19 protein-coding genes are annotated in these 21,232 nt (G+C 66.9%); 14 read left to right on the top strand and 5 right to left on the bottom strand.

Features of this window, described 5'->3' with window-relative positions:
* The first annotated feature begins 77 nt into the window (after nucleotides 1-77).
* Entirely contained in the window at nucleotides 78-2,003 is a 1,926-nt protein-coding gene (mutL, locus tag PW843_17900) for a DNA mismatch repair endonuclease MutL (protein ID MDE1148462.1), read from the top strand.
* Between the two features lie 350 nt (nucleotides 2,004-2,353).
* Here the strand turns inward: mutL and PW843_17895 are convergent, their stop codons facing one another.
* Together PW843_17895 and apbC are read right to left on the bottom strand one after the other, a co-directional pair.
* Nucleotides 2,354-2,647: a hypothetical protein gene (locus tag PW843_17895; GenBank protein ID MDE1148461.1), complete on the bottom strand. Its 294-nt coding sequence runs from the start codon at nucleotides 2,645-2,647 to the stop codon at nucleotides 2,354-2,356.
* Between the two features lie 179 nt (nucleotides 2,648-2,826).
* Nucleotides 2,827-3,960, bottom strand: coding sequence for an iron-sulfur cluster carrier protein ApbC (gene apbC / locus PW843_17890; protein MDE1148460.1), 1,134 nt, complete (start codon nucleotides 3,958-3,960; stop codon nucleotides 2,827-2,829).
* A gap of 206 nt (nucleotides 3,961-4,166) precedes the next feature.
* Between apbC and hflK the strand changes: the two genes are divergently transcribed.
* From hflK to PW843_17870, 4 genes are all read left to right on the top strand, one after another.
* The gene (gene hflK / locus PW843_17885) at nucleotides 4,167-5,522 is read left to right on the top strand and encodes an FtsH protease activity modulator HflK (GenBank protein MDE1148459.1); all 1,356 of its coding nucleotides are present in this window, start codon (nucleotides 4,167-4,169) and stop codon (nucleotides 5,520-5,522) included.
* Between the two features lie 15 nt (nucleotides 5,523-5,537).
* Nucleotides 5,538-6,416, top strand: a complete 879-nt coding sequence (locus PW843_17880) for a protease modulator HflC (GenBank protein ID MDE1148458.1) — start codon at nucleotides 5,538-5,540, stop codon at nucleotides 6,414-6,416.
* A 22-nt stretch (nucleotides 6,417-6,438) separates the two neighbouring features.
* A complete protein-coding gene (locus tag PW843_17875; protein ID MDE1148457.1) occupies nucleotides 6,439-6,624 on the top strand; it encodes a DUF2065 domain-containing protein in 186 nt (61 codons plus the stop codon).
* 324 nt (nucleotides 6,625-6,948) lie between these two features.
* Complete coding sequence (locus PW843_17870; protein ID MDE1148456.1) at nucleotides 6,949-8,427, top strand: DegQ family serine endoprotease; 1,479 nt, start codon at nucleotides 6,949-6,951, stop codon at nucleotides 8,425-8,427.
* A 7-nt stretch (nucleotides 8,428-8,434) separates the two neighbouring features.
* On the opposite strand, the gene PW843_17865 is transcribed toward PW843_17870, so the two are convergent.
* Both PW843_17865 and PW843_17860 read right to left on the bottom strand, forming a co-directional pair.
* A complete protein-coding gene (locus tag PW843_17865) occupies nucleotides 8,435-8,932 on the bottom strand; it encodes a PIN domain-containing protein (protein ID MDE1148455.1) in 498 nt (165 codons plus the stop codon).
* On the bottom strand, nucleotides 8,932-9,144 hold the full coding sequence (locus PW843_17860) for a type II toxin-antitoxin system Phd/YefM family antitoxin (GenBank protein ID MDE1148454.1): 213 nt from the start codon (nucleotides 9,142-9,144) through the stop codon (nucleotides 8,932-8,934). The genes PW843_17865 and PW843_17860 overlap by 1 nt, the downstream gene beginning before the upstream one ends.
* Nucleotides 9,145-9,286: 142 nt before the next feature.
* Between PW843_17860 and PW843_17855 the strand changes: the two genes are divergently transcribed.
* The 4 genes from PW843_17855 (at nucleotide 9,287) to PW843_17840 (ending at nucleotide 13,326) form a co-directional block, all read left to right on the top strand.
* Nucleotides 9,287-10,654 carry a cation:proton antiporter gene (locus PW843_17855; protein MDE1148453.1) on the top strand — a complete coding sequence of 456 codons (1,368 nt, stop codon included), beginning with the start codon at nucleotides 9,287-9,289 and terminating at the stop codon, nucleotides 10,652-10,654.
* Nucleotides 10,655-10,661: 7 nt separating this feature from the next.
* A complete protein-coding gene (locus PW843_17850) occupies nucleotides 10,662-12,200 on the top strand; it encodes a tryptophan 7-halogenase (protein MDE1148452.1) in 1,539 nt (512 codons plus the stop codon).
* A 131-nt stretch (nucleotides 12,201-12,331) separates the two neighbouring features.
* The gene (locus PW843_17845) at nucleotides 12,332-12,925 is read left to right on the top strand and encodes a peptidoglycan recognition family protein (protein MDE1148451.1); all 594 of its coding nucleotides are present in this window, start codon (nucleotides 12,332-12,334) and stop codon (nucleotides 12,923-12,925) included.
* Complete coding sequence (locus PW843_17840; protein MDE1148450.1) at nucleotides 12,919-13,326, top strand: hypothetical protein; 408 nt, start codon at nucleotides 12,919-12,921, stop codon at nucleotides 13,324-13,326. The genes PW843_17845 and PW843_17840 overlap by 7 nt, the downstream gene beginning before the upstream one ends.
* A gap of 34 nt (nucleotides 13,327-13,360) precedes the next feature.
* On the opposite strand, the gene serB is transcribed toward PW843_17840, so the two are convergent.
* A complete protein-coding gene (gene serB / locus PW843_17835) occupies nucleotides 13,361-14,281 on the bottom strand; it encodes a phosphoserine phosphatase SerB (protein ID MDE1148449.1) in 921 nt (306 codons plus the stop codon).
* Between the two features lie 156 nt (nucleotides 14,282-14,437).
* On the opposite strand from serB, the gene miaA reads away from it, so the two are divergent.
* From miaA to PW843_17810, 5 genes are all read left to right on the top strand, one after another.
* The gene (gene miaA, locus PW843_17830; GenBank protein MDE1148448.1) at nucleotides 14,438-15,373 is read left to right on the top strand and encodes a tRNA (adenosine(37)-N6)-dimethylallyltransferase MiaA; all 936 of its coding nucleotides are present in this window, start codon (nucleotides 14,438-14,440) and stop codon (nucleotides 15,371-15,373) included.
* A 131-nt stretch (nucleotides 15,374-15,504) separates the two neighbouring features.
* Nucleotides 15,505-17,280: an acetolactate synthase 3 large subunit gene (locus tag PW843_17825; protein ID MDE1148447.1), complete on the top strand. Its 1,776-nt coding sequence runs from the start codon at nucleotides 15,505-15,507 to the stop codon at nucleotides 17,278-17,280.
* Nucleotides 17,281-17,341: 61 nt separating this feature from the next.
* Nucleotides 17,342-17,869 (top strand): acetolactate synthase small subunit, encoded by a 528-nt coding sequence (gene ilvN, locus PW843_17820; protein ID MDE1148446.1) that lies wholly within the window; start codon nucleotides 17,342-17,344, stop codon nucleotides 17,867-17,869.
* 51 nt (nucleotides 17,870-17,920) lie between these two features.
* Complete coding sequence (ilvC, locus tag PW843_17815) at nucleotides 17,921-18,985, top strand: ketol-acid reductoisomerase (GenBank protein MDE1148445.1); 1,065 nt, start codon at nucleotides 17,921-17,923, stop codon at nucleotides 18,983-18,985.
* Between the two features lie 572 nt (nucleotides 18,986-19,557).
* Complete coding sequence (locus tag PW843_17810) at nucleotides 19,558-21,111, top strand: 2-isopropylmalate synthase (protein MDE1148444.1); 1,554 nt, start codon at nucleotides 19,558-19,560, stop codon at nucleotides 21,109-21,111.
* Nucleotides 21,112-21,232: the final 121 nt, after the last annotated feature.

The following is a 21,232-nucleotide window of genomic DNA, read 5'->3' as shown; positions in this document are numbered from 1 at the left end:
CGGCCACTTCCGCACACAATATCCAGTGACCAGCCGCATTGCTCCCCAAGCCATCCAGCGGCTACACTGGAGCCATCATGCCGATCCGTCTCCTCCCTGAAACCCTGGTCAACCGCATCGCCGCCGGCGAGGTGGTGGAGCGTCCCGCCGCCGCCGTCAAGGAGCTGGTGGAGAACGCGCTGGACGCGGGTTCCAAACGCATCGACGTCACCCTGCGGGACGGTGGCAAGGCCCTGATCCAGGTGGTGGACGACGGCTGCGGCATGACGCCGGATGAGCTGTCGCTGGCGGTGGAACGCCATGCCACCTCCAAGCTGCCGGGCGACGACCTGCTGGACATCCGCACCCTGGGCTTCCGGGGGGAGGCCTTGCCCTCCATCGGCGCCGTCAGCCGCCTGACCCTGACCAGCCGCCGCCACGGCGATGACAGCGCCTGGGCCATCACGGTGGAGGGTGGGGCCAAGGGCCGCCCGGTCCCGGCCGCCCATCCGCCCGGCACCCGGCTGGAGGTGCGCGACCTGTTCTACGCCACGCCGGCGCGCCTGAAGTTCCTGAAGACGACGCGCACCGAGACCGACCATGCGGTCGATGTGGTGCAGCGCCTGGCCATGGCCCATGCGGATGTCGCCTTCACCGTGGCGGATGAGGGGCGCACGCCCCTGCGCCTGCCGGCCCAGACGGGTCCCGACGGCCCGCTGGCCCGCCTGGGCGCCATCATGGGGCGGGAGTTCCAGGAGAACGCCTTGCCCATCGACGCCCGGCGTGAGGGTGTGCGCCTGCACGGCCATATCGGCCTGCCGACCTTGAACAAGAACACCACCGCCGGCCAGTACCTGTTCGTGAACGGCCGGCCGGTGCGCGACAAGCTGCTGCTGGGCGCCATCCGTGGCGCCTATGCCGACTTCCTGGCCCGCGACCGCCATCCCCTGCTGGCCCTGTTCCTGGAAATCCCGTGCGAGGACGTGGACGTCAACGTCCACCCGGCCAAGACGGAGGTGCGCTTCCGCGACCAGGGCCTGGTGCGCGGCCTGATCGTCGGCGGCCTGAAGCACGCCCTGGCGGGTGCGGGTCATCGCGCCTCCACCACCGTGGGGCAGGCGGCACTGGCCAGTTTCCGCGCCGACGGGACCAAGCCCATCCCCCAGACGGCCTTTCAATGGCAGCCGCAGCCCCATTCCGGGGGCGGCGCCACGTGGCCCGGCATCACCCGGCCCACGACCGGCCAGGTGGAGGCGGCGCGCGCCTTCCAGGCACCCAGTTATCCGCATGCCGCTGGTGCCCAGCCGGTGGCGTTGAACGAGCCGGTTGCCGCCTGGGAAGGGCCGATGACGGCGGAGGCGTCCGCACCCGGCGCGTTCTCCCCGGGCCTGGTTGCCGCCGTGGCTGCGCTGGCGCAAGGCCATGCCGACGATGTGCCCGACTTCCCGCTGGGCATCGCCCGCGCCCAGGTGCACCAGACCTACATCGTCTCGCAAACCCGCGACGGCATGGTCATCGTCGACCAGCACGCGGCGCACGAACGCCTGGTCTATGAACGCATCAAGCAGGCCATGGTGGCCCAGGGCGTGAAGCGGCAGATGCTGCTGATCCCCGAGGTGGTGGAGGTGGAAGAGGCCGCCGCCGCCCGCCTGGTGGAACGGTCGGATGAGTTGGCCGAACTGGGCCTGTGCCTGGAATCCTTCGGCACGGGTGCGGTGGTGGTGCGGGAAATCCCGGCGCTGCTGGGTGCGAAGGCCGACATCAAGGCCCTGGTCACCGACATCGCGGATGAACTGGCGGAACTGGGCGACCAGCACGCCCTGAAGGAAAGGCTGGAGGAGGTGTGCTCCTCCATGGCCTGCCACGGTTCCGTCCGGGCAGGGCGGGTGCTGACGGTGGGGGAGATGGACGCCCTGCTGCGCGAGATGGAGGCCACGCCCCACAGCGGCCAATGCAACCATGGCCGTCCGACCTATGTGGAACTGAAGCTGGCGGATATCGAAAGGCTGTTCGGGCGGCGGTAAGGCCCTCACAGGCGGCACGAAATTCCGCTTCGTGCCGCTGTAGCCCGCGACTGCGGGCGCCGGAGATTTCCGGGGAGCGTAGCGGACTGGAAATCGAGGATCAGCCAAGGCGGACGGATGTCCGCCGCCCGGCGCCTGAGGGGCATTTGAGCGGTTACGATCAAATGCCGTCGGTATCAAACAACAACGCCCGGAAGGACCAGCCTTCCGGGCGTTTCGCTATCGGTCGCGAACGACCGTGACTGCTTGGTGTTTCCTCTATCCCTGTTCTGTCCGCCCGGTGTTTCCCGGGTTTACGGACGGCACGCGTACTGGGGCGACTCTGGCCGGGGCGCCCGAACCTTAAATCCTCACCGCAGTTCCCAGGCGAATTCCACCTGCACCGGGGCACCAGCGACACTGGCGATGGGGTTCTGGCGCAGCCAGTTGAAGAAATCGGCGAAGGGCAGGGAAGGACGCGCCACGACATGGCGGCCCGACAGGCCGGTGGCCCGTTCCGACAGGGTCTGGGTCACCTGCTCATACGCGATCTCAGGCACGCCGTGGGCTACGGCGATGATGCCCGTGGCCGGATCCTCCACCTGGAAGGAATGGGCCCCGTCGCGGAACGCATATGCAACCTGAACCGTGTCAACCCGACGCATGATCTTTCACTCAAAGTACGCTGAACGGAACTTTATGTATCATGAGGGCGTGACATTGGAAAGGAAAAAACAGCGAAGGCGGAATTGACGCAACAGAACGTCGTTTAGGGAAAATTTGACCCCTGTTCTGCACCCGCGATCCGCTGTTTTTCCAAAGGCTTATCTATAGGTTGATCAATTTATTCGATCACAAACATTGGTGCGGCGCGGGAGCCGCCGGCCTTGATCTTTTCCGCCACCCTTGCCGCGATGGCGCGATAGGTCTGGGCGTGCACCCCGTCCGGCTGGGTCACGGTGATGGGGGTGCCGGCGTCGCTGGTCTCGCGGATGGCGATGTCCAGCGGCACCTCGCCCAGGAACTCGATGCCCAGTTTCTGCGCCTCTTCCCGGGCGCCGCCGTGGCTGAAGATGTCGCTGCGGTGGCCGCAGTTGGGGCAGCAGAAATAGGACATGTTCTCGATGATGCCGAGGACGGGGACGTCCACGCGGCGGAACATGTTCAGGCCCTTGCGCGCGTCCAGCAGGGCGATGTCCTGCGGGGTGGAGACGATGACAGCGCCGGCCAGGGGCACGCTTTGCGCCATGGTCAGCTGGGCGTCGCCGGTGCCGGGCGGCATGTCCACCACCAGCACGTCCAGGGGCGCCCAGGCCACGTCGCGCAGCATCTGGGTCAGGGCGCTCATCACCATGGGGCCGCGCCAGATCATGGGCGTGTCCTCGGCCACCAGGAAGCCCATGGACATGACCTTGACGCCATAATTGACCAGCGGATCCAGGTGCTTGCCGTCGGCGCTGTCGGGCTTGCCGCTGAGGCCCATCATGCGGGGCATGGAGGGGCCGTAGATGTCGGCGTCCAGCAGGCCCACCTTCAGGCCGTTGGCGGCCAGCGCCAGCGCCAGGTTGACGGACGTGGTGGACTTGCCCACCCCGCCCTTGCCCGACGCCACCGCGATGATGGCGCCCACGCCGGGGATGCCGGCCTTGGCGGGCTTGCCCGCACCGGGCGCACCGGTACCGGGCGCACCCTGGCCGGGCTTGGGGCCGCTGACGTTCACCGGCGCCGGGCGGTGGGCGGTCAGCACCGCCGTCACCGACAGCACGCCCGGCAGCGCGTCCACCGCCTTCTCCGCCGCTTGGCGCAGGGGCTCCAGCGCCGCACCCCGCGCGGGATCGACCTCCAGCGTGAAGTGGACGTGGCCTTCCTTCACTGCCACGCCCGAAACCATCTTCAGGCTGACGATGTCGGACCCGCGGTCGGGGTCGGCCACCCGCCGGAGGGCCTCGATCACCTGGGACTCGGTAACCGCCATGATAAACGCCTTCATCTTGTAAAGTGGGGGGCGGGGGATCATATCGCCCGCGTGGGGCTTTCTCGCGAAAGCCCGACTATATACGGTGCCGCCCAGATGGGGGGAAGCCCGGCAAAGGAGGACCGCCATCGGGGCCGCCCTCACCGGTCTTGCCCTATAACTGGGGTGCGGACACCCAAACGAACAGAGCGCGGGGACGAAAGACGAACATGCCCTGGTCCAACAACGGGTCCAATGACGGCAATCACGGTTCGGGTGGCGGTTCGGACGATGGTCCGGACGGGGGATCGAAGAAGGGCAAGGCGCCGCAAGGCCCGGAGAATCCCCCCCACGACAGTCCTTCGCCCAATCCCTGGGGGCAAAGCGCCGGTGTTGGCGGCAGCACCTCTCCCAAATCCGGGGCCGCTTCCGGCCCGGGCGGCGGCAGGCCGGGGAACAAACCCGGCGGGCGTCCGCCGGGCCTGGACGACGCCGTGCGCCAGGGCAGCGAGAAGCTGCGCGTCCTCCTGGGCGGCGGCAATGGCGGCAACCGTGGCGGTGGCGGTCGCCCGGGACCCGGCTCCGGCTGGCCGTCCGCCTTGGGGGGCTGGAGTCCCGGGCAGGTGATCGGCATCGGCGTGGCCGCCGTGGCCGTGCTGTGGCTGGCCACCGGCATCTACCGCGTGGCGGCGGATGAGCAGGGCGTGGTCCTGCGTTTCGGCAAGCCGGTGCGGGTGGAACAGCCGGGCCTGCGTTACCATCTGCCGGTCCCCATCGAGCACGTGTTGCTGCCCCAGGTCACCCGCGTCAACCGCATCGAGATCGGCTACCGCAGCCAGGGTGACGGCCGCCGGTCGGTCGGGAACAGCGACGTCACCGACGAAAGCACCATGCTGACGGGCGACGAGAACATCGTGGCCATCGACTTCACGGTGTTCTGGGTGATCAAGGACCCGGCCAAGTTCCTGTTCAACATCCGCGAGCCGGCGGAAACGGTGAAGAAGGTGGCGGAAAGTGCCATGCGAGAGGTCATCGGCCGGACGGAGATCCAGCCGGCCCTGACCGACGCCCGCCAGCGCATCGAGGCCGACAGCCTGCAACTGCTGCAGACCATCCTGGACCAGTACCAGGCGGGCATCGAGATCACCCAGGTGCAGTTGCAGCGGGTGGAACCCCCGGCCGCGGTGGTGGAGGCGTTCAACGACGTGCAGCGCGCCCGCCAGGACCGCGAGCGCCTGCGCAACGAGGCGGAGACCTACCGCAACGACATCATCCCGCGCGCCCGCGGCGACGCTGAACGCCTGAACCAGGAGGCGCAGGCCTACCGCGACCAGGTGGTCGATCTGGCCCAGGGCGACGCCAAGCGCTTCCAGCAGGTGCTGGAGGCCTACAACCAGGCGCCCGACGCCGCCGGCCGGCGCATGTACCTCGACACGATGGAGCAGATCCTGAAGGGCATGCCCAAGATCCTGCTGGACGACAAAGCCGGGGGCGGAGGGGGGGCTGTGCCCTACCTGCCCCTGAACGACCTGCTGAAACAGCCCCGTTCCACCCAGGCCGCGCCCGGCGCGGCCGCCGGCCAGTAAGGGGGGACGCGGATCATGGAAAAACGCTGGTTCCTCCCCCTGGGGCTGCTGGTCCTGCTGGCCATCGTGCTGCAGGCGACATTCTTCACCCTGGATCAGACGCAACAGGCCCTGGTGCTGCAGTTCGGCGAGCCCAAGCGGGTGATCCGGGAACCGGGCCTGTGGGCCAAGATCCCGTTCGTGCAGAACGTGGTGCTGCTGGAACGCCGGGTGCTGGACGTCGATCCGCCGGTGGAAAGCGCCATCCTGGCCGACCAGAAGCGGCTGGAGGTGGACGCCTACGCCCGCTACCGCATCGCCGACCCGCTGATGTTCTACCAGGCCCTGGGCAATGAGCAGCAGGCTCGCCTGCGCCTGTCGGTCATCGTGAATTCGGCCATGCGCCGCGTCCTGGGCAACGCCAACCTGCCGTCGGTGCTGTCGCAAGGCCGCGAGAAGGTGATGGCCGACATCAAGTCCCAGGTGAACCAGGAGGCGCAGCGCTTAGGGATAGAGATCGTGGACGTGCGCCTGCGCCGCGCCGACCTGCCGGAACAGACCAGCCAGGCGACCTTCGCCCGCATGCGCTCCGAACGTGAGCGTGAGGCGGCGGAGGCCCGCGCCCAGGGCCAGGAACTGTCGCAGCAGATCAAGAGCCGCGCCGACCGCGACCGCACCGTCCTGCTGGCCGAGGCGCAGCGCCAGGCGCAGATCACCCGGGGCGAAGGCGACAATCAGGCGATTCGCATCATGAACGATGCGATCGGCCATAATGTGGAGTTCTACAGCTTCTACCGCAGCCTTCAGGCCTACCGCGACACATTGAAGCCGGACGACACCACCATGGTGCTGTCGCCGGGTGCCGACTTCTTCAAATATCTGGGCGCCGGCGGTGGCCGCCGTCCCGACAAGTGACGGCGCGGAAGGGGCGGCGGTCTTGAACGATCTGTGGACGGGGGCGGCGCTGGCCCTGGTGCTGGAGGGGCTGTGTTATGCCTTGATGCCCAACGGCATGCGGCGCCTGGCCAGCCTGGCGGCCCTGGCGCCGCCGGAGCGGCTGCGCTGGGCGGGCCTGGCGGGGGCTTGCCTGGGTGTCCTGCTGGTGTGGCTGGTGCGGGGCTAGGTCCGACCTAGGCATTTCGGGAAGCCGGTGATGCTGACGGGCTGTATCTAAATTGTTCGATCCGCCTGCGTTATCATCGGCATCCCCCCTTAACAGCGGCGATGACACCCCCCTATAGTGGGGGAACGGTCGTTTCTCCCGGCAGGGGGACATCGGCCGCCCCCGTAAGAGGGGTATCAAGGAATGTGACGGGCGGACGCGGGGCTTATCCGGCGTCCCCCTGCCAGGAGTGGTCCCACAGTGACGTCCCCCGCCTTGTCCGCGCCTTCGCCGTCGTCGCATGCCCGCCAGGGGCGTCCTCCCAAGGGGCGGTCCTTTTCGGCGTTGCGCCGGTCCCTGATGGTGCTGAGCGTCCTGCTGCTGCCCACGGCCTGCGGCGACCCGACGACGGCGCGCGCGGAACCGCCGCCCCACAGCTTCGCCCCCCTGGTGGAAAAGATGCTGCCGGCGGTGGTGAACATTTCCACCACCCAGACGGTGAAGAACAAGAAGCAGGGGCAGTTGCCCATGCCGGAGTTTCCGCCGGGCTCCCCCTTCGGTGACTTCTTCCGTGACTACCAGGAACGGCAGAAGGACAATGGCCAGGACGGCGGCGACAAGGGCGGCACCGCGACATCGCTGGGTTCCGGCTTCATCATCGACGCCTCGGGCTACGTGGTCACCAACAACCATGTGATCGAGGGGGCGGATGAGATCACCGTCCGCCTGCAGGACGACACCCAGCTGAAGGCCACGCTGGTCGGCACCGACAAGGCGACCGATATCGCGCTGCTGAAGGTGGAACCGTCGTCCAAGCTGCCGGCCATGGTGCTGGGCAACAGTGACGGCGTGCGCGTGGGCGACTGGGTGGTGGCCATCGGCAACCCCTTCGGCCTGGGCGGCACGGTCACGGCCGGCATCATCTCCGCCCGCGGGCGCGACATCGGTGCCGGCAAGTACGACGACTTCCTGCAGACCGACGCCTCCATCAACCTGGGCAACTCCGGCGGGCCGCTGATCAACCTCAATGGTGAGGTCATCGGCATGAACACCGCCATCTTCTCCCCCCAGGCCAGCGAGGGTGAGGCCGGGTCGGTGGGCATCGGTTTCGCCATCCCCTCGGTCGTGATCAAGAACGTGGTGCAGCAGTTGCGCGACACCGGCAAGGTGCGGCGCGGCTGGCTGGGCGTGCAGATCCAGGACGTGTCGCCCGACATCGCCGAGACCCTGAACCTGAAGCAGGACCGCGGCGCCCTGGTGGCGGTGGTCAGTCCCGGCGGGCCGGGGGAGCAGGCGGGCCTGCGCCAGGGCGACGTCATCGTCAGCATCGACGGCAAGGACGTCACCAACGGCCGCATCCTGCCCCGCATCGTGGCGGAGGAGCCGGTGGGCCACAAGGCGGCCCTGGTGGTGGTGCGCAAGGGCAGCCGCATGAATGTGACGGTGTCGCTGGGCGAGCTGAAGGAGGATACCGAGGGCGGGGCCACCGCGGCCGCCACTGGCAACACCCCCAGCGAGGCCGAGGGCACCATCGACAGCGTCGGCCTGACGCTGGACAGCCTCAGCCCCAAGATCCGGCAGAAGTTCAGCGTGCGCGACGATGCCGAGGGCGTGGCCGTGGTGCGTGTCGCCCCCGACAGCCCCGCCGCCCGGCGTGAGATCAAGGCCGGCGACCTGATCGTCGAGGTCGGCCAGGAAGAGGTCAGCACCCCCAACGACGTCGCCACCCGCGTGGCCAAGGCCAAGGACAATGGCCAGAAGGCCGTGCTGCTGCTGGTGGAACGCGCCGGCGACCTGCTGTTCGTGGCCCTGCCGCTGGAGTGAGACAGGCCTAGAACCGCAAGAACAGGTTCTTCAGCCAGACGGGGCTGGTCTTGGTGGCCTGGCGCCAGTCGGCGATGTCCTCCACCGTCTCGCCGGCGTATCCCCAGGGGTTGAAGCTCTTCAGGCGCCCGGCGCGGTAGGCCGCCGGGTTGGGCGTCACGATCGTCAGGCCATGGACCAGGGCGGTGGCCGCCACCAGAGCGTCGCGGTTGTCGGCCAGCGCGACCGAGGGCCGCTTGCGCGCCACGGCGGCGTCGACCGGCAGAATGCGGCCCTCGAACGCCACCATGACCCGGTCGTCCAGCCAGGCCCGCGCCAGTGCGCCGCCGGCCTTGTCCGTCCGTTCCAGGCGCATCACCGATTCCTCCAGTTCCACCAGGGTGAGGGCGGAGATGAACAGCTGCTGGCGCGGGATGCCGGCGGCCCAGGTCCGCACACCGGTGTCGGCCCTGTCCGACTTGGCGCCGCGCAGCTCAAGGATGACGGGGGTGTCCAGCAGGAACATCAGCCCAGATCCAGCCGGCTTTTTTCCAGGGCCACATCCTCCGGCATGGCCAGCAGGTCGACGATGCTCTGCCCGTCGCCCGTCAGCCTCAGGAAGGCCTCGAAACTCATCAGCACGTGCGTGGGCTTGCCCCGGTCGGTGACCAGCACCGGTTCGGCCAGGGCGGCGCGCTTGGCACCGCCCACGTCCTGGTTGAAATCCCGGCTGGTCATTGTAGGCATGTTGCTACATTCAAGGTGTTTTCGATGTTGCCACATTCCTACGTTTTTTATCCTTTGACAACCTTTGAAGCCCGCCCCTAAGCCTGTTAGCGATAACAGGCTTAGAGCCCAAAAAACGGGGTGGAATCGCGTCATGGCTTCGGATCTTTTTTCGGCCGAAACACTACAGAACATCGTCGACACGGCGACGCACATGCTGTCGCCCCACGGTCCTAACGGCGCCATGACGCCGACGGACTACAGCGTTCATTTCTTCCTGCAGCTGACCGCCATCATCCTGGCTTGCCGTGTCGTCGGTTGGCTGGGGCAGAAGCTGCTGGCGCAGCCCCAGGTGGTGGGCGAGATGATCGCCGGCGTGGTGCTGGGCCCGTCGCTGCTGGGCCTGCTGTTCCCCGGCTTCGCCGCCGAGCTGTTTCCCAAGGAGACCAAGAACGTCCTGTATGTCGGCGCCCAGTTCGGCGTCGGCCTCTACATGTTCCTGGTCGGCACCAGCTTCCGCGGTGACCATTTCCGCACCAACGGGAAAAGCGCCTTCGCCGTTTCCCTGTCCGGCATCGCCGCCCCCTTCCTGGTGGCCGTGCTGATCGCGCCCATGCTGCTGGGCGTGCCGGGACTGTTCGCCGATGGCCTGCCCCAGACCCAGGCCACCCTGTTCCTGGGCGCCTGCATCGCCCTGACGGCCTTCCCCATGCTGGCCCGCATCATCAATGAGCGGGGCCTGAGCGACTCCTCCCTGGGCACCCTGTCGCTGACGGCGGGCGCCTTCGACGACGCCGCCTCCTGGTGCGTGCTGGCCATCGTGCTGGCCGTGTTCGGCGCCGGCCCCGGCATCGCCGTGCTGGCCATCGGTGGCGGCCTCGCCTTCGCCCTGTTCGTCATCTTCTTCGGCCGCCGCCTGCTGGCGCCGCTGGGCCATGCGGTGGAACGGCGGGGGGAGATGACGCACACCGTGCTGGCCATCACCATGATGGTGTTCTGCCTGTCCGCCTTCATCATGGACGCGGTCGGCATCCACGCCATCTTCGGTGGCTTTATCGTCGGCACCGCCATGCCGCGCGGCAAGTTCGTGGCGGAGCTGAAGCGCAAGGTGGAGCCGCTGGCGGTGGTCCTGCTGCTGCCCATGTTCTTCACCTATTCCGGCCTGAACACCCGCATGGACATGGTGAACTCCGTGCCGCTGCTGCTGATCGCGCTGGGTGTGCTGGTGGCGTCCATCATCGCCAAGGGGGTGGCCTGCTACGCCGCCGCCCGCCTGTGTGGTGAGGACAACAGCACGGCGCTGGGCATCGGTGCGCTGATGAACTCCCGCGGGCTGATGGAACTGATCATCATCAACATCGGCCTGCAGAAGGGCATCATCGGGCCGACGCTGTTCTCTATGCTGGTGCTGATGGCCATCGTCACGACTATGATGGCGTCCCCCCTGTTCGAACTGGTCTACGGCCGCAAGGCCCGGCTGAGCGGTGAGCTGGGGGCCGTCCCGGAGCAAGCCCTGAGCTGACGACCTTATGACACCTAAGCGGACCATCCTGATCGTAGGCGGCGGCACGGCCGGTTGGCTGGCCGCCGCCTACCTCGCCAAGTACCTGGGCGTGCGCCCGGACGGTCCGATCGAGATCACCCTGCTGGAATCGCCGGACATCGGCATCGTCGGCGTGGGGGAGGGAACCTTCCCCACCATCCGTACGACCCTGCAGTTCCTGGGCCTGAACGAGGCCCGGTTCATGCGGGAGACGGCCGCCACCTTCAAGCAGGGCATCCGCTTCAACAATTGGGTGACGGCGCCGGATTCCGGCGCGCCCGACAGCTTCTTCCACCCCTTCGAGGCGCCGTTCCCCGGCGAGGGCACGGGCCTGGTGCCCTACTGGTTGTTGCAGGAGGAGGGCCGGCGCCTGCCTTTCGCCCAGGCCATGACCTTTCAGCCGCGGGTGGCCGACGCCCAGCGCGCGCCCAAGCACGGGCATGAGGGGGATTTCGAGGCGCCGCTGAACTACGCCTATCATTTCGACGCCGCCAAGGTGGCGCGCGTCCTGGGCGAACGGGCCCGGGAGCTGGGCGTGCGCCACCTGTCCGGCACGGTGACCGACGTGGCCCTGGCCGCGGACGGCGCCATCGCCCACCTGACCACGGCCGAGCAGGGCGTGCTCACCGCCGATTTCTACCTGGATTGCAGCGGCTTCCGGGCCGAACTGATCGGCCGCGCCCTGGGTGTGCCGCAGAAATCGGTGCGGCCCATCCTGTTCGCCGACCGGGCCCTGACCTGCAAGGTGCCTTATGAGGCCCCCGACGCCCCGCTGGAAAGCTGCACCGTGGCGACGGCGCACGCCGCCGGCTGGACCTGGGACATCGGTCTGGACGGCGCGCGGGGGGTGGGCTGCGTCTATTCCAGCGATTACCTGTCGGACGAGGGGGTGGAGGCGACGTTGCGGGCTTATCTCGGCCCCGGCGTCGAGGCGTCGGCCCCCCGCAAGATCGCCTTCGACTCAGGCTATCGCGAGACGCCGTGGGTGAAGAACTGCGTGGCCATCGGCCTGTCCGGCGGTTTCCTGGAGCCGCTGGAGTCCACCAGCGTGGTGCTGATCGAGGTGGCCGTCGGCATGCTGGCCGAACTGTTCCCCCATGACGGCCAATGGGACGCGCCGGCCGCCCGTTTCAACGAGCTGATGACCCGGCGGTTCGAGAACATCGTCAATTTCCTGAAGCTGCACTACTGCCTCAGCCGGCGGGAGGAGCCGTTCTGGCGCGACAACCGGGATCCGGAAACCATTCCCGCCAACCTGGCGGACCTGCTGCGGCAGTGGCGCACCCGCCCGCCCAGCCGCTTTGACTTCGCGCTGGATCTGGAGGCGTTCGCCTTCTTCAATTACCAGTACATCCTGTACGGCATGGGCTTCCGCACCGACCTGTCGGCCGCCCGGGGTGCCTATCCCCAGGGTGATGCCGCCGCCAGGACCTTCGCCCGCGTCCAGTCTTATGGCGAGCACGCCACCCGCGACCTGCCGGCCCACCGGGCGCTGGTCCGGCGGATCAACCGGGCGGGGGCCTGAGTCCAGGGCTATCGCTGTTCGTATTCCAGGAATTGGGATAGCGGCTGAAGAGCTATAACCTTCGCAGATATTGCTAGGTTATTGGCCGGGTCTATTTCTCGTACTGATGAAATTGGCTGCGAGATCCGAAGATGATCTTGGATGCGGATGGCTGGGCGGTCGATGGCCGCATTGAGAAGAAGCCGTTTCCAGGCCTGAATCACGGGCGCATGGAGATTATCGACGGTATCGTTGTTCACCAGACCGGCGCAAAAACGATTATGTCGACGTTCAACAGCTATGGATTTGGGAAGGGAGATACCAAGGGGGCCCATTTCCTCATCGATAAGGATGGGAAAATTTACCAGACGGCATCAACCTCCTGGCTGCTTTGGCATGTCGGGCAATTGAAGGCCAGATGTGCCATTGAATACAAATGCTCTCCCGTTGAAGCGAAGCTGGTGCTTGGATTTAAGCACGCAGACATTAATCGTCTGGAAAAGGGAAAATCGTTTCCTGATCGATTTCCAGAGAACAAAGATTCCATAGGTATAGAACTCGTCGGGGCACCCCTCGATCAGAGCGATGATGCGCCTTATGAGACGGTCACGGACCAACAAAACAAGTCGTTATCTTGGCTTGTTTCGGAGTTGCGGCTCAAGTTTGAAGTCCCTTTGCAAGAAGTCTACCGACATCCTCAGCTGTCCTACAAAAACCCACATGAAGCAGAGACGGCGAAATGGTGAAGATAGCCATTCTCATGGCTTCGGCGACGCTCTTCCTGGCATCGCCGGCAGCACAAGCCGGATTGAAGACCATTCAAATCAAGTCGATTGTCGTTGACCGTTCAGGCACATACGGTTCCCCCCAAGATGGACGGGATTATGTTGAGTCCTGCGCGCGCCTCCAAGCAACCTCCGCCACTGTGCTGGCATGGATGAAGAAGGCTCGGGAGGTGTCGCATGAGACCTTCTTGCAAGAGGCCACGGTCACGCAGTGTTCGGCTTCGGGGACACTGACGACGGTTGACGGCAAATCCTACGCCTGGAAGCTGGATGTTGGGGGGGAGGCTGTGCTGTCGAGCCCTTCGGAACCTTCGATATTCCTGCTTGGGTCCGATTTGAATATCCCCGACGCGCCCAAATGAGGGGGGATCGCCTAGCGACATTCCGAGCAGGCCATTAGCCTTCCACGATCTCCGACGCGCGATAGCCCTGGACGTACAACAGGGCGGTCAGGTCGGCGTGGTCGACTTTGGCGCGGGCCGCGGCCGCCACGGCGGGCTTGGCGTGGAAGGCCAGGCCCAGGCCGGCGGCCAGCAGCATGGGCAGGTCGTTGGCGCCGTCCCCTACCGTCAGGGCGGCGGTCAGGGGTACCCGCTGCTGGGTGCAGATGCGGGTCAGGGCAGCGGCCTTGGCGTCCTTGTCCAGGATGGGCTCGGTCGGCTGGCCGGTCAGCTTGCCGTCGGCGATCACCAGGTCGTTGGCCTGGTCCTCGTCAAAGCCCAGCAGGTCGCGCACATAAGCGGTGAAGGGCTTGAAGCCGCCCGACACCAGGGCGCAGTAGGACCCGTGCTTGCGCATGGTGGCGACCAGGGCGCGCGCACCCGGCATCAGGGTGACGGCACCCTTCATCGTCTCGATCACCTGGGCGTCCATGCCGGCCAGCAGGGCCACGCGCTCGCGCAGCGCGCCCTTGAAGTCGATCTCGCCATTCATGGCGCGGCGGGTGATCTCCGCGATGGTGTCGCGCCGGCCGATCAGGCCGCCCAACTCATCCAGCATTTCCTGGTGGATGATGGTCGATTCCATGTCGGCCACCAGCACGGCCCGGCGGCGACCTTCCAGCCCTTGGGTGATGGCGTCCACCGGCTGGCCCAGCAGCGCCTGGGCGCAGGCCGCCTGGGCCTGGTCGGCATGCAGGCCGGAAAAGACGATGTCGCAGGCCTTGCCCTCGGCCAGCCAATCGGGGGCCGCCGTTTCCGCACCCAGCGCCTGCAGGGCGGCGCGCGCGGCGCGGACCATGCTATCGTCAAGCGTCGCGGGCGCCCCGGCCTCGGGGGTCAGGGGGGCGCCGGCGATCAGGGTCACCACATGGGTCATGGCATGTCCGAAGGGTTTGAAAGGGGTTCCGCTGGTCTTGATACGGGCGGCGGCGATGGCAGGCAAGACGCAGTCGGGCAACCGGCCCCTGCGATCAGCAATGTTGCGCACCCCGGTTTTGTAACAAACGTACCCCAGGGGGCGCCCAGGACGGTTGTGGTCATTGGGGGGCCGACGGCCTCGGGCAAGTCGCGCCTAGCGCTTGATTTGGCCGTGCGCCTGGGGGGCACGGTCATCAACGCCGACAGCATGCAGGTCTACCAGGGCCTGGCCCTGCTGACGGCCCAGCCGGGCCCGGGCGATTTGACACAGGCGCCCCACCGGCTTTACGGCACCGTGGCGCCGACGCAGCGCATGTCGGCGGCCCATTGGCGTGACCTGGCGCTGGCGGAGATTCGCGGCTGCGGTGACCGCCTGCCCATCCTGGTGGGCGGCACCGGCCTTTACCTGCGCACCCTGATGCACGGCATCGCTGAGGTTCCGGTGATTCCGGATGACGTGCGGGCGGCGGCCAAGGCCCTGCATGCGCATCTGGGTGGCCCGGGCCTCCACCAGGATCTGGCGGCCCGCGATCCCGAGGGGGCGGCCCGCCTGGCCCCCGGTGACACCCAGCGCCTGGTGCGCGCGTGGGAGGTGGTGGTGGCCACCGGCCGGCCCCTGGGCGACTGGCACCGCGTCGCCGCCGATACCGGGCCGGCGGACCTGTCCTTCCACACCCTGGTGGTGGAACCGCCGCGTGACCGCCTGTACGCCAATGGCGACGCGCGCTTTGTTGCCATGATGGGGCAGGGCGCGCTGGAGGAAGTGCGGGCCTTCCTGGACCTGGGCCTCGATCCCGACCTGCCGGCCATGAAGGCGCTGGGCGTGCCGGAACTGGCGGCCCACATCGCCGGCCACCTGCCGCTGATTGAGGCGGTGGCCCTGGCCCAGCGGCACACCCGCAATTACGCCAAACGCCAGAGCACCTGGTTCCGCAACCAGATGCCGGATGCGGTTCGCGTCGACCCTGGCGCAGATCCGCATAGCGGTTATGAGAAATTAATCGAAAGTCTTTCCTCCGAAATCTTTGCGATAATTCGCAAAACGGGTTGACCCTGGATAAACTTCCGTCTAGGGTCCCGTTCCGCCGCCTTTCGCGTCTGCGAAGGGGGGCTATTGGTGTCCCCAGCCATGGGTCCGGTGAGCGGGCTTCGCGGGGCTAATTGAACCAGGATTTTCGGGAAATGAGTGCTGCCACGAACGAGACCAGTCTGACCGGTGCCGACATCGTCCTGAAGGCGTTGCGGGACCAGGGCGTAGAGGTCATTTTCGGCTATCCCGGCGGTGCGGTACTTCCCATCTACGACGCGCTTTTCCAGCAGAACGACATCCGCCACATCCTGGTGCGCCATGAACAGGCGGCCCTGCATGCGGCCGAAGGTTATGCGCGCTCCACCGGCAAGGTCGGCGTCGTCCTGGTCACCAGCGGCCCCGGTGCCACCAACGCCGTCACCGGCCTGGCCGACGCCCTGATGGACAGCATCCCCATCGTCTGCCTGTCGGGCCAGGTCGCCACCCACCTGATCGGCAACGACGCCTTCCAGGAATGCGACACCACGGGCATCACCCGCCCCTGCACCAAGCACAACTACCTGGTGAAGGATGTCAACAACCTGGCGCGCACCCTGCACGAGGCCTTTTACGTGGCCAAGAACGGCCGCCCGGGTCCCGTCGTCATCGACATCCCCAAGGACGTGCAGTTCGCCGAGGGCAGCTACCGCAGCCCGGCGGACAGCATGCCCAAGAGCTACCGCCCGCAGATCAAGCCCGACCTGAACAAGGTGGAGCAGGCGGTGGAACTGCTGGCCAATGCCAAGCGCCCCATCTTCTACGTCGGCGGCGGTGTCATCAACGCCGGCCCCATCGCCAGCCAGCTGCTGACGCAGTTCGTGCGCATGACCGGTTATCCCTGCACCACCACCCTGATGGGCCTGGGGGCCTATCCGGCGTCGGACCGGCAGTGGCTGGGCATGCTGGGCATGCACGGCACGTACGAGGCCAACCTGGCCATGCACGGCTGCGACGTCATGGTTTGCATCGGCGCCCGGTTTGACGACCGCGTCACCGGCAAGGTGTCGGAATTCGCGCCCAACTCCATCAAGATCCACGTCGATATCGACCCGTCCAGCATCAACAAGAACGTGCGCGTGGACGTGCCCATCATCGGCGATGCCGCCCATGTGCTGGAAGACATGATCCGCATCTGGAAGGCGCGCGGCAAGCAGGCCGACAAGGCGGCGCTGGCCCAGTGGTGGGACCAGATCGAGACGTGGCGGGCACGCGACTGCCTGAAGTATGAAAAGACGTCCAAGGTGATCAAGCCGCAGTTCGCGTTGGAACGCCTGCGCGCCGCCATCGCTGGCCGCGACGACGTCTACATCACGACCGAGGTCGGCCAGCACCAGATGTGGGCCGCCCAGTTCATGCCCTTCGACAAGCCCAACCACTGGATGACCTCCGGCGGCCTGGGCACCATGGGCTATGGCCTGCCGGCCGCCATCGGCGCCCAGGTGGCCCACCCCGACGCGTTGTGCATCGACATCGCCGGTGAGGCCAGCATCCAGATGAACATCCAGGAGATGTCCACGGCCTTGCAGTACCGTCTGCCGGTCAAGGTCTTCATCCTGAACAACCAGTACATGGGCATGGTCCGCCAGTGGCAGGAACTGCTGCACGGTGGCCGCTACTCGGAAAGCTATTCCGAGGCGCTGCCCGACTTCGTGAAGCTGGCCGACGCCTTCGGCGGCGTGGGCCTGCGGGCGAACCAGGTGAGCGAGGTTGACGACGTCATCGCCGAGATGATCAAGGTCAAGCGGCCGGTCATCGTCGACATGTGCGTGGACCAGAAGGAAAACTGCTTCCCCATGATCCCCGGCGGCCGCGCCCATAATGAGATGCTGCTGGGCCCGGATGAGAAGGTGGAGAACGCGACGCCGGAAGACGGCATGGTGCTGGTGTGAGCGCCGTGACCGTCCTGCCCGCCGCCTTCTTCCCCGTTTCGTCCGACCGGAGCCCCCAATCGTGAACGCCCTGAACAAAGCCGCCGGCCCCGCCATCGAGCGCCACACCATCTCCATCCTGGTGGATAATGAGCCGGGCGTGCTCGCCCGCGTCATCGGCCTGTTCTCCGGCCGTGGCTACAACATCGAAAGCCTGACGGTGGCGGAGGTCGACCGCGACGCCACCCTGTCGCGCATCACCATCGTCACCAGCGGCACGCCCATGATCATCGAGCAGATCAAGGCGCAGCTGGGTCGCCTGGTGCCGGTGCACCGCGTGCACGACCTGACCCTGGAAGGCCCCTTCGTGGAGCGGGAGACCGCCCTGGTGAAGGTGTCCGGCACGGGTGAGAAGCGGGTGGAGGCCCTGCGCCTGGCCGATGTCTTCAAGGCCCGGGTGGTGGACGCCACCATCACCAGCTTCGTGTTCGAGGTCACGGGGCAGGGTGAGGATCTGGACCGCTTCATCGGTTTGATGAGCGAGCTGGGCCTGGTGGGCGTGTCGCGCACCGGCGTGGTGGCCATGTCCCGCGGCCCCGGCGGCATCTGAACCGTTTTCAATCAACCGTCCTTCCCCGGCGGGAAGGGCGCATTCTTAAAGATGGGGCCCCCGGGTTTGGGGGCACAGCAACAAAAGGCCAAGACCATGCGCGTTTATTATGATCGTGATGCCGACGTTAACCTGATCAAGGGCAAGAAGGTCGCCATCGTCGGCTACGGCAGCCAGGGCCACGCCCATGCCCTGAACCTGCGTGACAGCGGCGTGAAGGATATCGTGGTGGCGCTGCGCGCCGGCTCGGCCACGATCAAGAAGGCCGAGGCCGCCGGCTTCAAGGTCGTCACCCCGGCCGAGGCCGCCGCCTGGGCCGACGTCGTCATGATCCTGACGCCGGATGAGCTGCAGGCCGACCTGTACCGCGATGAGCTGGCCGCCAACCTGCGCCAGGGTGCGGCCATCGCCTTCGGCCACGGCCTGAACGTGCACTTCCGCCTGATCGAGCCGCGCCCGGACCTGGACGTGTTCATGATCGCCCCGAAGGGACCCGGCCACACCGTGCGTGGCGAATACCAGAAGGGCGGCGGCGTCCCCTGCCTGGTGGCCGTGCACCAGAACGCCTCGGGCAACGCCCTGGAAGTGGCGCTGTCCTACGCCTCCGCCGTTGGCGGCGGCCGCTCGGGCGTCATCGAGACCACCTTCAAGGAAGAGTGCGAGACCGACCTGTTCGGTGAGCAGGCCGTGCTGTGCGGCGGCCTGACCAAGCTGATCCAGGCCGGTTTCGAGACCCTGGTCGAGGCGGGCTACGCCCCTGAGATGGCCTACTTCGAGTGCCTGCACGAAGTGAAGCTGATCGTGGACCTGATCTACGAAGGCGGCATCGCCAACATGCGCTACTCCATCTCCAACACCGCGGAATACGGCGACTACGTCACCGGTCCGCGCATCGTCACCGATGAGACCAAGGCCGAGATGAAGCGCGTGCTGGATGACATCCAGTCCGGCCGCTTCACCCGCGACTGGATGCTGGAGAACAAGGCTGGCCAGCCCAGCTTCAAGGCCACCCGCCGTCGCCAGGCCGAACACCCGATCGAGGACGTGGGCGCCAAGCTGCGCGCCATGATGCCCTGGATCGCCAGCAACAAGCTGGTCGACAAGGCCCGCAACTAAGCGGCCTTGCACCCTCGGTGCCGGTCCGCTCTTTGGAGCGTGGCGACAAGGACGCGACCGCGTCCGCCGCAGGTTTCTGGGAAGCGTAGCGGACTGGAAACCGAGGATAGCCCAAGGGTGCGGATGCGCCCGCCCGGCACCTGAGGGCGCGCGAAACAAGATCAAGGCCGGCCCCGTGAGGTGCCGGCCTTTTTCTTTGCGGTTCTGTCGACCGTGCCGGCCCGTTGGCAATAAACGACCAAATAGGCGTTGCCAGGAATGGCGGCCGGGGTTTAGAGAAGTCAGATGGGTCGGTTTCCCCCCGCATCGGGAAGCGGCCGCACGCAACCGCAGGACAGCCCCAAAGTGATCGGTCCGACGATCCGTTTCGGCTTGATCCCCGCCCGCGACGTCCGCCGTCGCGGCCCGGCCCTGCGTCGCCTTCTTCCGCTTATCGGCCCCTGATCGTTCGCGATCGGGGGGAAAGCCCAGCCCTTGGCGGCTGGCATGCCTGTCTTTAGGACCGTCACACGATCCGTTCCGGCTTCGGCGGCGACCAGCCCCGGCGGAACGGCAGCCGCAGGATTTCCGCCATGAGCAACGCTTCCGACCGCGTCATCATTTTCGACACCACCCTGCGCGACGGCGAACAGTCGCCCGGCGCCTCGATGAACCTGGAAGAGAAGATCCGCATCGCCCAGACCCTGGAGGAAATGGGCGTGGATGTGATCGAGGCCGGCTTCCCCGCCGCCTCCAATGGCGATTTCGAGGCGGTGCGCGAGGTCGGCCGCGTGGTGCGCAACGCCACCATCGCCGGCTTGGCCCGCGCCCACCGCAACGATATCGAACGCGCGGCGGAAGCGCTGAAGGGCGCGGCCCGCAAGCGCATCCACACCTTCATTTCCACCAGCCCGCTGCACATGAAGTACAAGCTGCAGATGGAGCCGGACAGGGTCGTGCAGGCCATCTGGGACAGCGTGACCCTGGCGCGGGGCCATGTCGATGACGTGGAGTGGTCGGCCGAAGATGGCTCGCGCACCGAGTTGGATTTCCTGTGCCGCTGCGTGGAAACCGCCATCAAGGCCGGCGCCACCACCATCAACATTCCCGACACGGTGGGCTACGCCGTGCCGGAGGAATACGGCGCCCTGATCCGCGCCGTGCGGGAAAAGACGCCCAACAGCGACCAGGCCATCTTCTCCGTCCATTGCCATAACGATCTGGGCCTGGCCGTCGCCAACTCGCTGGCCGGTGTCGCCGGTGGTGCCCGCCAGGTGGAATGCACCATCAACGGCCTGGGCGAGCGCGCGGGCAACGCGGCATTGGAAGAGATCGTGATGGCGCTACGCACCCGCGCCAACACCCTGCCGTACAAGACCGGCATCAAGACCGAGGCCATCACCCGCGCCTCGCGCCTGGTGTCCACCATCACCGGCTTCGTGGTGCAGCCCAACAAGGCCATCGTCGGCGCCAACGCCTTCGCGCATGAGTCGGGCATCCACCAGGACGGCATGCTGAAGCACGCCGGCACCTATGAGATCATGACCCCGGAATCGGTGGGCCTGAACCGGTCCACCCTGGTGATGGGCAAGCATTCCGGCCGCGCCGCCTTCCGCGCCAAGCTGAAGGAGCTGGGCTATGAGGACATGGGCGACAACGCGGTGAACGAGGCGTTCCGCCGCTTCAAGGATCTGGCCGACCGCAAGAAGGACGTGTTCGACGAGGACATCATCGCCCTGATCGATGATGAGGTCGGCCGGCAGCACGACCACATCCAGTTCGTCTCCCTGCAGGTGGTCGCGGGCTCGCGCGGGCCGCAGCACGCGGTGCTGGAGGTGACGGTGGGCGGCCAGCCGGTGCCGCCGGTGGTCAGCTTCGGCAACGGCCCGGTGGATGCCGTCTTCAACGCCATCAAGCAGGTGTTCCCGCACGAGGCGCGGTTGCAGCTGTACCAGGTGCACGCCGTCACCGCCGGCACCGACGCCCAGGCGGAGGTGACCGTGCGCCTGGAGGAGGGCGGCAAGACCGTCAACGGCCAGGGGGCTGACGCCGACACCCTGGTCTCCTCCTGCCGGGCCTACCTGCACGCGCTGAACAAGCTGCTGGTGAAGCGGCAGAAGACGGCACCGGCCACGCTGAGTGCTTGAGTCCCTTCCATTAACCGGGCGTTTGCCCCGAGTCCCGCCCACCCACCCCGGTGGTGCGGGAAGGGGGCCGTGATACCGCCGTCGTTGCGCGTCCGAAAGTTGCGGCGGCGGGCTGGATGAG

This window comes from Azospirillaceae bacterium (assembly GCA_028283825.1).
In the GTDB taxonomy this organism is placed as follows: domain Bacteria; phylum Pseudomonadota; class Alphaproteobacteria; order Azospirillales; family Azospirillaceae; genus Nitrospirillum.
Note: the sequence above shows the minus strand (reverse complement) of the source record. Positions and strands in the feature narration are given on the sequence as shown.